This is a genomic window from Methanothermobacter defluvii (genome assembly GCF_003385755.1).
Taxonomy (GTDB): Archaea; Methanobacteriota; Methanobacteria; order Methanobacteriales; family Methanothermobacteraceae; genus Methanothermobacter; species Methanothermobacter thermautotrophicus.
Map to the genome: position 1 here is coordinate 19,323 of NZ_QREL01000001.1, position 12,850 is coordinate 32,172.

Consider the following 12,850-nt stretch of genomic DNA (forward strand, 5'->3'; position numbering starts at 1 on the left):
CAGTTTATGAAGTTCATAAGCCGATATTCATTTTTGAGAGGGTTTGACTGTTCAGAGCCTTATAACGCCCTCCCTTCTGAAGGAGACAACGGCTGCCAGGAAGATGAGCACCGAGAAAACTGTAGATGGTACCATGTCATAGATAATCACGGGGTCGAGGTGGGGTCCTGATGACATTTTAACAATTATCAGGCTGGGTATGAACCTTATTAAGGGGGTGAGGGCACCCATATCCATGAAGAGCGGCACAAAGAGGATAAAGGTTGCAAAGAACAGTACAACGGTGATTGCTGAATTGGCCTCCTTTGTGCTGTCTGCAAGGATTGATATGAATAGACCCACACCAGTGAATGCAAGACCTGTAATGAGGAGGAGAAGGGCCAGTAATGGCATGTTATACACAGGTACCCTCAGAAGGACCAGGAGTCCAAGCCAGAGCATGCTCTGGATAAATGAGAATACCAGTGATGGAATTATCTTACCGAGGATTATCATGGTCTCGGAGAGGGGTACCATGAGCAGCACCTCAAAGGTCTTCCGCTCCTTCTCTCCCACGACACTGTCCGTTACCATGTTGCTCCCCAGGAAGAAGGGGAGGAAGACAACGAAGGGGAGGATGAAGCCGTACATTATCTCCACAAAGTAGGAACTCTCAAGGGCAAGGGGCCTGTAGTCCTCTCTCCTGATGGGGACAACCTTAAGCTTCACAGGTTCCTCAAGGGCCTGGATTGTCACGGATGGGAGTCCAGACTCCCTGAACCTTTTCTGACTTATATACCATGAAGCTGCGCCCTGAAGCCTTTCACTCATGATGGTGTAGAACACGCTGGAGGTGTCGGCCTCTATCCTCACGTCTCCTCCACTCAGGTAGAGGATGGCCACAACCTCTGATCCAAGGCTCTTCCTGGCGCTCTCAATGTCACTGAATTCCCTTACACTGAGACCCTCCCTTTCAAGGCCCTCAGTGAGGAGCCCGTCACCATCAACCACACCGACCTTCAGGAAACCTGAACCACCCCACCTCTCTATCAGCTGGGGGTCGGCAGCAACCGAGCTCACAATGGCGAGTCCATAGGCCCCCAGTATTATTATGACCTGAACAAGGATGAGAAGCATGTAGATCCTGTTGGAGAATATATCACGGGCCTCCTTAAGTGCCAGTGCTTTCAGTTTCATGGTTTCACCATTAACCTCAGTATACCTGGTCTGGGACCGAATACCACATCATCCCTCCCGAATAGCCTGACTGCAAGGCCGTAGAATATGATGCTGAGTACCAGGATTGAGATGGCTGGAGGAATGATGTCGGCAGCCCCCAGGGCCTGGCCCGATATCATCTTTATTGTGAGTGTCATGGGTGAAACTGAACCTGATGAACCTGCCATGTAGGCCAGGGCCGGGGCAATGAGGTACGCTGCAGATATGATGTAAGCCAGGGTTATCCCTATACCAGCCTCACGGTAGTTCCTTGCATAGACAGATATGAGGGCGGTGAGCCCCACAACCGGAGCCGATGAGGCAACAACTGTGAAATAGGCGCCCAGGGGGTTGACCATATGGAACCCCGAGGCAATGATTAGGATCATCCATACACCGATCTGGAGGGCAAGTACAGTGATCACCGAGAGGCACTTACCGAGGATGATCTCTGAGCGCCTGACAGGCATGGCAAGGAGGGCCTCCCCGGTCTTCCGCTCCTTCTCACCCACGATACTGTCCACAACAAGGTTACCGAACAGGAAAACCGGGAGGAAGAGGAGGATTGAAACCATCACCCTTGTCACAAGCTGAACCGGGAGCGGCTCCCCACGGGTCTCCTCCCTGACCTCCGGGGCGGGACCAGGCGATTTCACAAACTCCTCTGATATCAGGCTGGAGGCCCGTTCAACAGCGGCTTCAACTTCATCCCGCACGACGCTCCTCCTGGGGTCCGAGTAGTCAAGGTAGAGGGTTGCATTGAGGGGTATGCCCGTGAAGTTGTCAACCACCAGCACGGATCCAGCATCCCCTCCCTCACGAATATCAAGGACGTCGGGGTTAAGCTGTCCCTGGATCAGGCCGGAGGGATCAATGACACCGAGCTCTGCAAATCCGGTGAGGGATGGTGTGAGGGCTTCACCACTCTCCAGAACATCTGTGAATCCACTGAACATGAACAGTGTTAAAATCAGGACCGCTATCTGGAACAGGAATATGAAGAGGAACTTCCGGCTTCTCAGGGTGCTCCTCAGTTCCCATTTTGCCACCTTGAGGAGATTCATCCTGACCCCCTGAGGCTCTCTATAAAAACATCGTTTAGTGTGGCCTCCCGGGTGTTAACCCCTGATACGTTGGCCCCGAGTTCCGTTATAACACCCGATATGGCCCCCCGGTTTTCAAGGGACACCCTGAGTGTGCTGCCATCAACTTCAACGGATTTTACACCAGGGATCATCATGAGATCGCTCTCACCTACAGAGGAAATGTCCCTGACCTTCACCTCAAGGACGATGTCCCCCCGGACCTTTGATTTCAGTTCATCAGGCGTTCCAATATCCAGTATCCGGCCCTGGTTTATTATTGCAACCCGGTCACAGAGGTACTCAGCCTCCTCCATGTAGTGGGTGCATAGTATCATGGTCTTTGATCCCTTCAGGTCCCTTATGAACTCCCTTATTGAGAATGCGGTTGCAGGATCAAGGCCCATGGTTGGTTCATCGAATATTATGATGGGAGGGTCATGTATCAGGGCCCTAGCTATACCTATCCTCTGCCTGAGGCCCTTGGAGAAGGTGTTGATGGGGTCCATGGCCCTGTCGGTCATACCAACCAGTTCAAGGAGCTCAGCTATCCTGTCATCAAGCACATCCCTGGGGACACCGTAGAGTTCACCAAAGTATCGGAGGAGGTCCCCTGCCCTGAAGCGCTCGTAGAGGTTGGGTTCCTCTGGAAGGTAGCCTATCATGGACTTAACACTGAGGGGGTCCTCTGCGACGTCATGGCCTCCCACCCTGACGGTCCCGGAGTCAGGATGGAGTATGCCAGCTATTATACGTATGGCCGTGGTCTTACCGGCCCCGTTGTGGCCGATGATACCCATGAGCTCACCCTCAGCCACACTGAAGCTCAGGTTATCAAGGGCCCTGATCCTCCCAAAACTTTTACTCACAGATTCAACCTCTATCATGGAGCCTCCCGGACCACAGGGGTCCCTCGTAGAATATCATATTTATCCATTGAGTCCCCCAGTCAACCACTGGAGGTCCCTGCTGTAGCGATAACATTTTTATCGAGTGCATCAATTCCTGAATTAATTATATGGGGGTCCTTTATATATAGGTCCATATAAGAGAGTAGTTAAGCGGTGATGATCACATGTTCCTATCAGAACTCTTACCGGTCAGGGATGCATTCAGGATTCTTGATGAGAACCAGAGGTTCACGGAACCAGAGACCGTTGATCTTCTTGAGGCCTATCACAGGGTCCTTGCAGATGACATAGTATCAAGGTTTGACTCGCCACCCTTTGACAGGTCTGCCATGGATGGCTATGCCGTGAGGGCAGAGGACACCTTCGGTTCATCCCCTGGGAACCCCTCAACATTGAGGGTCACAGACTCGATAGGTGCCGGTGAGGTTTCAGGGGTAGATGTTGGGCATGGAGAGGCTGTGAGGATCGCCACAGGCGCCCCAATCCCTGCTGGAGCCGATGCTGTTGTGATGGAGGAGTACACACTCCGGGATGGGTCAGAGATCAGGGTGTTAAGGCCAGTAGCCCCCTCCGAGAATGTGGCTCCGGCCGGCGAGGATGTGAGAAGAGGGGCCACGGTACTGCGGGAGAGGACCCTTCTGAGGCCACAGGAAATCGCCATGGCAGCATCAGCAGGTTACAGTGAGCTTAAGGTATTTAAAAGGCCATCAGTGAGGGTTATAGTAACAGGGAATGAACTGGTGGACCCTTCTGATGACCTTGAGCCAGGTAAGATACCCAATTCAAATTTATACACATTAAATGCCCTGGTTGAAAGTGCTGGGGGGTCTGCAGATCCCGTGCATCTTCCTGATGATATGGACACTGTTGGGGAGGAGATAGAATCCTCTGCCAGTGAATACGATGTGATAATAACAACAGGGGGAACCGCCATAAGCCGTGGCGATGTGGTTGTTGACGCCGTGGATGGTCTGGGTGAGGTATTATTCCATGGAGTGGCTCTGAGACCCGGTAAACCCGTTGCATTTGGCATGGTCTCTGAAACACCGGTTTTCATGCTTTCAGGTTACCCTGTTGCAGCCATGGTGCAGTTCGATGTATTTGCAAGGTACTACCTGCTGAGGATGCAGCACCTTGATTACAGGCACAGGGCAGTGAAACGGAGGTGCAGGGCCAAGGTCGCCTCCGGGCCTGGAAGGACAGACTACCTGCGGGCCTGGGCTGATGATGAGGAGGTTGAACCTGTGCAGAGCAGGGGATCAGGTATTATAAGGTCAATGGTGGGATCAAACGCCTACATAGTCATAGATGAGAACCTTGAGGGGATATCAGCTGGAGAGGAGTGTGACGTGCTTCTCTTTGATTCCATGGTAATATGATGGATGTCTAGGGATCTTAAACTGGATCTGGATGATGAGGGAAACATTAAGACTGATGGATATATATGGATGCTGAAACAACCATTAAAACAAGAGGGTGTTATCTGATATGAACGCTTTATGGTTTTATCTAATCGCATTTATTCTCATATGGACAATGGCCATCCTGTTCAGGGACAGGTTGAAGATTGAGATACATGGGCCCCTGCTAATGAGAAGAACTAAGAGGCTCAGGGGATTCATAGATGGTCTTGCATCAGGCCATCCCAGGCTATGGCGATGGATCATGAATGCAGGCATACCCGTGGCATTCTTCTTCATGTTCTACATGCTCTACATGCTTGTGATGTCCCTCCAGAACATATTTGTAACTCCCCAGGCGTCACTCATCGTGCCGGGTGTTGACATACCCGGGTCACCGGTCTACGTGCCCCTGGGGTATGGTATAATTGGACTTGCAACGGTCATCGTGGTCCATGAGTTTGCCCATGGTATTCTTGCAAGGCTGGAGGGTGTCCGCATAAAATCAATAGGCCTCCTTCTCCTCGCAATACTTCCGGGTGCATTCGTTGAACCTGACGAGGAGGACATCAAAAAAATCAGACCCATCTCAAAGATGAGGATATATGCTGCCGGGTCCGTGGCAAACCTTATACTTGCAGGTATATGCTTCGCCCTCTTCTTCGGGATTTCGGCCTTTGCCATGCCCGCGGCATTCCAGCCAGATGGTGTTCAGATAGACAGTGTTGTGCCAGGAAGCCCTGCGAGCAAGGTCCTCACCCCTGGACTTGTAATTGAGAGCATCAACGGGATGCCAACAAGTAACCTGACAACCTACAGTGCTGCACTCAAAACGATAGGTGTGGGGGAGGTTATCAATATAACCACAGATCAGGGGACCTTTCACCTGAAGACAGGGAGGAATCCTAACAACTCAAGCAGGGCCTACATGGGCATCCGGACCAGCAACCACCTCCGGGTGAGGGACTCCGTTGCATCAGTATTGGGGGATACCTTCCCCTTCGCCCTGACATATCTTGAGGAACTCTTCTTCTGGATATTCTTCCTCAACTTTGCGGTTGGTACGGTGAACCTCCTTCCTGCGAAGCCCCTGGACGGTGGCCTGATGTTCGAGGAGCTCCTGAGGTACAGGTTACCTGAGAGGATTGTGAAGCCTGCTGTTAGCTACGTATCCATATTTGTTATACTCATCATAGCGGTGAGTATAATCTGGGGAACCGGGCGGGGACTTCTCATGATGTTCTGATCTGGTCTTTCCTTTCTATCAGGACCTGATTTTTTTGATGTTCTGATTCTATTGGCCATCCACATCAGGACCTGCCCTTCCTGCAGTTGAAGCAGACCTGGTCCTCCCTGTCTGTCCTGTATATCCTGCCACAGATGGGGCACATCACGGTCCTCATACCGCTACCCCTTCTCTTCACCGCGGGGTCACTGCACTGGCAGCGAATCCCGACCATCTTTTTTGTCATAATCAGTAATATGCTGGTTCCCACTGATATTTCTGTGCACCAGTTAATGGGAGGGTTTATAGGTTATGATTGTGGCAGGCAGACAGACCGCCTTCGAACTCTGTATTCTCTACCCCACCATCAGATTGAGGCATGGTAAGGGCTATCCACACGGGTTTCTCTGGCCGGGAAGCACAACCACTTCACCTGAAGTGCCCCCATTAGGGCAGCATCCGTGTTCCCTGAGTATAACCGCATTCTCAGGTACCTCATCTGTGAATTTCACACCCACAGGGAGTAATTGGGTTCCTGGATGGAAATCGTTTTTCAGGTAGCTCCACTGGTCATGAATTATTGATAGATCAGTAGATTTAGTTTTATTTATATTAAAGTAAATGTTATTTTAATTAAAGAAAATTTTATATCTTATTAAAGCAAAGATGATTTGAGATAAAGTATGATGGAGGTGAAATTTTGAGAATATCAGTTATTCCGGTGATTCTACTCATGACAATCATGCTTGCGGGAGGTGTTTCAGCGGCTGATAACAGTAGCAACGTCACAGAGGATGCGATTCAGCAGAATTCCTCCCATTACAGTATTCTCATAATCACAGGGTCAACTTCGAGTACAAAGGCAATAGTGGAAGGCTATAAACTTGCAGGACGGGACGGCTACAGATTCAATCTTTCAATGTTCACAAACGATGAACTTCTAAGGAACGATCCGCAGATAGACATGGCGGCACTGGAGGCGGGTAGAAAGGCTGACGTGATTCTGATTCAGATGATAAGTTCTCCAAACACCCTGGCAAAGGTCAATCCAATCCTTAATGTTACGGGGGCCAGGAAAATAATTGCCATAGGAACCGGTAACACATTCAAGGATGATCCCCGTGTGGGTGCGGACAACGCAACGGTGAAGTACATCTGGGATCAGGGAGGCCCCGAGAACTTCAGGAGAATGATGCTCCTCCTTCTGAGGGATGCTGGAATGCAGCTAAGAAATGAGGAGAATGTAACAGCCATTCCCGCGGTGAAATCATTTGTATATCACCCCGACGCCGGCGAACAGTTCACAGCATGGGACCGTTACTACTCCTGGTATGTTCAGAGCGGCCACTACAGGGCAGGAAAACCATGGGTGGGCATAATCACATTCGATACATACTACCGTGGAAGCGACATGAGAATGCACACCGCCATACTTGAGAGCCTTGAGAGAAAGGGTTACAATGTGATCCTTGGCTTTGCAGCTGACACAGCTACAAAGAGGAACCTTATTGAAAACTTCTTCCTGGATGGTAACAGGGCTCCCAGGATCAGCGGTCTCATAACATGCATGGGATTCAATTTATACAGCGGTGATCCCCTGAACTCCACTGCAATCCTCACGGAACTTGATTTACCCGCAATTGCCGCGGTCTATGCATCAAATCTCAGGGCATGGAACGAGAGCATAGCAGGGCTTTCATCTGAGGTGTACTGGCAGATAGCACTTCCAGAGATCGACGGAAGGATAGAGCCAGTCATGATCGGTGGCGGAGTTGAGGAGACAGACCCTCAGACAGGGCTGCGTTATACATACTATGTTCCGATTCCTGACAGGATAGAGAGGCTCACAGAGAGATTGATCAACTGGATAAAGTTAAGGGAACTTCCAAATGCGGAGAAGAAGATAGCCCTTATATACTACAACATTGGTGGGGGTAAGGATGGTATCAGTGCGAGTTACCTCAACGTACCGGAGAGCATCAGCAACATACTGAGGGCGCTAAGGAGTGCTGGCTACAATGTTGAGGAAAAATCCACTGCGGAGGTGATAAACATACTCCTCGGGCCGGGCCTGAATGTGGGTTCATGGGCTCCGGGTGAACTTGAGAAGGTTGTCAGGGCCGGCGCAGTAACAGTTCCAGTATCTGAATACCTTAACTGGTTCAGTCTACTGCCAGAAACCCTGAGAAATAACATAACAGCGACATGGGGGCCTGCCCCTGGAAACGTCATGGTCTACAATGGCAGCATAGTGATCCCTGGTGTTATGCTTGGCAACGTATTCCTCGGCCCCCAGCCAATGCGCGGATTCGGCGAGGATGCAGCTGACCTCATACATTCAACAACACTCCCACCGCACCACCAGTACCTTGCATTCTATCTCTGGCTTCAGAAAAACTTCAACGCAGTTATACATCTTGGTACACACGGAACCCTCGAATGGTTACCCGGGAAATCAGTTGGTCTATCATCCCTTGACTGGCCCGACGTGATGATAGGTGACCTGCCACATATCTACCCCTACATCGTAAACAACCCTGGTGAGGGGACTCAGGCAAAGAGGCGTGGGTACGCGGTTCTCATAAACCATAACATCCCCCCTATGGTGGTAAGTGAACTTTACGGGGATCTATCGGAACTTGAACACAAAATTAACCTTTACCATACGTCTGAGGATCCCCAGAGAAAGTTGATAATCGCTGAGGAAATCAGAAATCTCACAGTTAAACTGGACCTTCACAGGGAACTTAACATTGACCTCAATACTTCCTTTGAAGAGGCCCTTGATCGAATTGAGCACAGGCTTGATGAGCTATCAGCAACACTGATACCTTACGGCTTACATGTCTTCGGGGAACCCCTTAGCGGGGAGCTCCTTGATGCAATGGTGGAGGCAATTGTGAGCTTTGACCCCGCATCGAGGAATAACACAGAGTTCCGGAACGCCGTAAGAGAGAAACTTGCCACTGACCAGGAGATCACAAACCTTCTGAGGGCCCTTGAGGGACGTTTTGTTGAACCGGGTCGGGGGGCTGATCCCATAAGGATACCCGACCTCCTGCCCACGGGAAGGAATTCCTACTCCTTTGACCCCAGACTTGCACCTGATAGGGCTGCATGGGAGATCGGTAAGAAGATGGCAGATGACCTCATTACAGATTACCTTTCAAGGAATGGCAGATACCCTGAATCTGTTGGGGTGGTTCTCTGGGCAATTGAGACCATGAGGACCAGTGGTCAGACAATAGCAATGGTCCTGAGACTCATCGGAGCTGAACCGGTATGGGATAAATCAGGAAGATTCACAGGAATAAGTGTAACACCCCTGGAAGTGCTTGGAAGGCCCAGAATCGATGTTCTGGTCACTATCAGTGGACTGTTCAGAGACACATTTGCCTACAGTATCGACAGGATGGATGAGGCGATAAGGCTTGTCATGAAACTGGATGAACCGGTGGAAGGCAACTACCTCAGGAAACATTACCTTGCAGACCTGGCGAATTATACTGCCAGGGGTTTACAGGCAGCGGAGACACTTGCCGGTGCAAGGATATTTGGCAGTGCCCCTGGAAGTTACGGTACAGGGCTACCTGAAGTGGTTGAATCAACTGCAAAGTGGGATAATCAGTCACAGCTCCTTGAAACCTACCTGAATCATATGGGATTCATCTATGGAAAGGACATATACGCCATTGATGCAAAGGAGGTCTTCATGAAGCAGCTATCAAATGTGGATGCAACAGTACAGGTCAGGGACAGTGTTTACGGTGTTCTTGACAACGACGACGTTTACCAGTACCTTGGGGGTCTCACGATGGCTGCAAGGACCATTTCAGGAAGGAATGTTGCCTCATACATCGCCAATACAAGGTTCACACCACGAATGGAGACACTGGCAGATTTCATTGCAGCAGAACTCAGAACAAGAACCTACAACCCGAAATGGATTGAGGGAATGCTGAATCAGGGATTCTCAGGTGCTCATCAGATATCCAAGGAGATAGGACATCTCTTCGGCTGGAGTGCAGTCACCCCTGATCTGGTCCAGGACTGGATGTGGCAGAAGGTTGCAGAGACCTATGTCTTTGATCCTCAGGTAAGCAGCAGATTTAAGAGTCTTCAGCCCTACTCCTACGCCTCAACGGTATCCTGGCTCCTTGAGGCCAGCCGCAGGGGCCTCTGGAGCACAGATTCAGCTACACTGCAGAGGCTTGCCGATGAGTACATCGCGGCGGTGAATGAGTATGGTGTCGTCTGCTGTCACCACACATGTGCCAACATGGTCTTCAACAGCTGGGTGGTGAAGCTATCATCCCTCAACCAGGCGGCCCTCAGAAAATTTGCGGCTGCAATGGCTGCAGCCACAGGGAAGTCCATTGATGTGCCTGGCTCTGGGGATTCACAGCCGGGCTCAGTGAATGGGGATGGAATCGGTGAGACAGATGAACCTTCTTCAGGTTCCGCAGGGAATGCAGGCGGAGCATCAGGTTCATCGTCAGATGGGGCTGGAAAGTCATCAGAGGTTTCAGAAAACTCTGGAGCTTCTGAAGGTTCTGGAAAGGCCTATGAGGTTGCAGCATCAACCAGCAGCACCTCTTCAAGCACTCAGACTCCCATATACGCCATAATTGGTGTTATAAGCCTTGTGTGTCTCCTTGGAGCGGGTTACTTCTTCCAGGGAAGATACTGAGGCTATTCTTTTTTTAACTTCAACAGGGTTTAGGTAAACCTAAAAGTTTATATATGATTTAGGTGTAACTAAATTTTAGGATTTCCTAAAGGTGGTATCATGGAAACAACACTCGACAGAATAAAGGAAGGCACGACTGTGACTGTGACATCCGTTAACCTTCCAGGGGATATAAGGCAAAGATTAACTGTTATGGGGCTATTAAGGGGATCCAGGGTCACTGTTGAGAACTCTGCACCCCTGGGAGACCCCCTGAAGGTTAGAGTGAAGGGCCATCCCTTTTCCATCCGTAAGGGAGAAGCATCGAGGATAGGGGTAAGGGATTAAAAATGCTCAGAATAGCACTTGCAGGAAACCCGAATGTTGGAAAGAGCACCCTCTTCAATAACCTTACGGGGCTCAATCAGCACGTTGGAAACTGGCCAGGGAAGACTGTTGAAAAGAAAACAGGATACCTGAACTTCAGGGAAAATGATATTGAAATTACAGATCTCCCAGGAACCTACAGTCTAACAGCGGGATCTCCCGAGGAGGAGGTGGTCATTGATTATCTCCTTGATGAGAGACCGGACCTCATAATCAGTGTTGTTGATGCATCCAACCTTGAGAGGAACCTCTACCTCACACTTCAGATCCTCGAGTTCGGCCTCAACACCATCATAGCAGTGAACCTCAACCGTGAATCAGAGAGGAAGGGATACAGGCTTGATGAGAAGAGACTCGAGGAACTGCTGGGGGTGCCGGTCATAAAGGTGGAGGCCATTGAAGGAAATCAGGATGAATTGCTTGAAGCAGCCATAAGACAGGTGAATGGTAACCCTCCACAGATCAGATATGAGTTTTTGAGGTCAGATGCTATTGAGGAATTCAGGGAACTTCTTGAAGACGTTGAGGCGGATTTTCCAGCTGAATGGATCATAATAAAACTTCTTGAAGGGGATAAAAGGGTTGCCTCAATGGTTGGTGAGGACCTCCTCAAGGAATTTGAGAGGATCAGAAGGATCCTTGAGGAGGAGCACTCTGCTGATGCGGACATCCTGGTGTCAGATGCAAGGTATGGCCTCATAGAGGGGCTCCTGGAGAGGTCCCTCACGAGACCCTCCCTTGACAGGGTAACGGTCTCTGAACTTATAGACCGTGCTGTACTTAACAGGTACCTGGGACTCCCGATTCTCCTGGGGGTGATGTGGCTGATATTCCAGCTCACCTTCACTGCAGGGGCTCCACTTACAGAGCTGATTGATGCTGGTGTTTCCCACCTTGCAGGAGCAGTTCAGGGCGCCCTTGGGGACTCAGCTGCAGGGTCCCTCCTGGCAGATGGTGTGATAGGGGGTGTTGGATCGGTCCTCGTGTTCACACCGAACATCTTCATACTCTTCCTCCTCCTCACCTTCCTTGAGGATTCAGGGTACCTGGCAAGGGCAGCCTTTGTCATGGATCGTGTAATGAATTCACTGGCGGGTCTAAGCGGCAGGTCATTCATCCCCATGATGCTCGGTTTCGGGTGCTGTGTCCCGGGGGTAATGGCAACAAGGACCATAGGATCTGAGAGGGAGAGGATTCTCACAAGCCTCATGATACCCTTCATGTCATGCAGTGCCAGGCTCCCTGTCTACGTGCTCTTCACATCAGCCCTCTTCCCCCTCATCTATCAGGGATGGGTCATATTTTTCCTCTACATCCTGGGAATTGCAGTGGCGATCATAACCGCCCGTCTGCTGGGTGAAGTGGTCATGGGTGAAGGTTCCCTTTTCCTGATGGAGCTTCCACCATACAGGCTTCCGAGGCCCAGGACTCTCCTGATTCACACATACCACAGAGGTATCCAGTTCATAAAGAAGGCCGGGACCATAATATTTGCAGGTTCGGTGATCATATGGTTCCTTTCAGGGTTCCCGGCCGGAAATGTTTCCTCGTCCATACTCGGGACCCTGGGCTCCATCATGGCACCCCTATTTCATCCCCTGGGATTCGGTGACTGGCAGTCGGCGGTCGCAATTCTATCTGGTTTCGCGGCAAAGGAGCTTGTTATAAGCACCTTCGGAACGGTCCACGGGGCAGCTAATATCGCAGCAAGCATACAGGGCGCCTTCACGCCACTGGAGGCTCTGTCATTCATGGTATTCGTGCTGCTCTATACACCCTGCCTGGCGACACTGGCTGTTATAAAGGAGGAGGCAGGCAAGAGGTGGGCCCTCTTCTCACCATTATACTCAGTGTTCGTGGCCTGGATGGCCTCCTTCATAATATACACTGCCGGCACGCTACTTGGCTATTGAGTCCAGGCATTCATCAATTAACGATATGGAGGTGAGAGTATGGTATCCCGTGGAAGTATAAGGGGT

The 12,850-nt window shown here is 50.6% G+C and carries 9 protein-coding genes; 5 read left to right on the plus strand and 4 right to left on the minus strand.

Annotation, left to right across the window (positions count from 1 at the left end):
• Positions 1-51: 51 nt before the first annotated feature.
• From C7452_RS00080 to C7452_RS00090, 3 genes are read right to left on the minus strand one after another with little or no spacing between them, the layout of a single operon-like run.
• Positions 52-1,176, minus strand: a complete 1,125-nt coding sequence (locus C7452_RS00080) for an ABC transporter permease (RefSeq protein WP_115891897.1) — start codon at positions 1,174-1,176, stop codon at positions 52-54.
• Complete coding sequence (locus tag C7452_RS00085) at positions 1,173-2,261, minus strand: ABC transporter permease (protein ID WP_115891898.1); 1,089 nt, start codon at positions 2,259-2,261, stop codon at positions 1,173-1,175. The genes C7452_RS00080 and C7452_RS00085 overlap by 4 nt, the downstream gene beginning before the upstream one ends.
• On the minus strand, positions 2,258-3,166 hold the full coding sequence (locus C7452_RS00090) for an ABC transporter ATP-binding protein (RefSeq protein WP_115891899.1): 909 nt from the start codon (positions 3,164-3,166) through the stop codon (positions 2,258-2,260). The genes C7452_RS00085 and C7452_RS00090 overlap by 4 nt, the downstream gene beginning before the upstream one ends.
• A gap of 188 nt (positions 3,167-3,354) precedes the next feature.
• Here C7452_RS00090 and C7452_RS00095 point away from each other — a divergent pair, with 188 nt between their 5' ends.
• Positions 3,355-4,569: a molybdopterin molybdotransferase MoeA gene (locus C7452_RS00095; RefSeq protein WP_115891900.1), complete on the plus strand. Its 1,215-nt coding sequence runs from the start codon at positions 3,355-3,357 to the stop codon at positions 4,567-4,569.
• 211 nt (positions 4,570-4,780) lie between these two features.
• Complete coding sequence (locus tag C7452_RS00100) at positions 4,781-5,836, plus strand: site-2 protease family protein (protein ID WP_342769709.1); 1,056 nt, start codon at positions 4,781-4,783, stop codon at positions 5,834-5,836.
• Between the two features lie 64 nt (positions 5,837-5,900).
• On the opposite strand, the gene C7452_RS09055 is transcribed toward C7452_RS00100, so the two are convergent.
• Complete coding sequence (locus tag C7452_RS09055; RefSeq protein WP_158296334.1) at positions 5,901-6,062, minus strand: hypothetical protein; 162 nt, start codon at positions 6,060-6,062, stop codon at positions 5,901-5,903.
• Positions 6,063-6,515: 453 nt separating this feature from the next.
• Here C7452_RS09055 and C7452_RS00105 point away from each other — a divergent pair, with 453 nt between their 5' ends.
• The 3 genes from C7452_RS00105 to feoB all read left to right on the plus strand — a co-directional run bounded on the left by C7452_RS00105 (position 6,516) and on the right by feoB (position 12,784).
• Complete coding sequence (locus tag C7452_RS00105) at positions 6,516-10,505, plus strand: cobaltochelatase subunit CobN (protein ID WP_115891902.1); 3,990 nt, start codon at positions 6,516-6,518, stop codon at positions 10,503-10,505.
• 99 nt (positions 10,506-10,604) lie between these two features.
• Positions 10,605-10,832, plus strand: coding sequence for a FeoA family protein (locus tag C7452_RS00110; RefSeq protein ID WP_010876974.1), 228 nt, complete (start codon positions 10,605-10,607; stop codon positions 10,830-10,832).
• A 2-nt stretch (positions 10,833-10,834) separates the two neighbouring features.
• Complete coding sequence (gene feoB / locus C7452_RS00115; protein ID WP_115891903.1) at positions 10,835-12,784, plus strand: ferrous iron transport protein B; 1,950 nt, start codon at positions 10,835-10,837, stop codon at positions 12,782-12,784.
• The last annotated feature ends 66 nt before the right edge of the window (positions 12,785-12,850 follow it).

Bases quoted from the DNA above. Each gene is read 5' to 3' on its own strand.
- C7452_RS00110 (WP_010876974.1), top strand. From the start codon at position 10,605: ATGGAAACAACACTCGACAGAATAAAGGAAGGCACGACTGTGACTGTG.
- feoB (WP_115891903.1), top strand. From the start codon at position 10,835: ATGCTCAGAATAGCACTTGCAGGAAACCCGAATGTTGGAAAGAGCACC.
- C7452_RS09055 (WP_158296334.1), bottom strand. From the start codon at position 6,062: ATGACAAAAAAGATGGTCGGGATTCGCTGCCAGTGCAGTGACCCCGCG.
- C7452_RS00090 (WP_115891899.1), bottom strand. From the start codon at position 3,166: ATGATAGAGGTTGAATCTGTGAGTAAAAGTTTTGGGAGGATCAGGGCC.
- C7452_RS00095 (WP_115891900.1), top strand. From the start codon at position 3,355: ATGTTCCTATCAGAACTCTTACCGGTCAGGGATGCATTCAGGATTCTT.
- C7452_RS00080 (WP_115891897.1), bottom strand. From the start codon at position 1,176: ATGAAACTGAAAGCACTGGCACTTAAGGAGGCCCGTGATATATTCTCC.
- C7452_RS00100 (WP_342769709.1), top strand. From the start codon at position 4,781: ATGAGAAGAACTAAGAGGCTCAGGGGATTCATAGATGGTCTTGCATCA.
- C7452_RS00085 (WP_115891898.1), bottom strand. From the start codon at position 2,261: ATGAATCTCCTCAAGGTGGCAAAATGGGAACTGAGGAGCACCCTGAGA.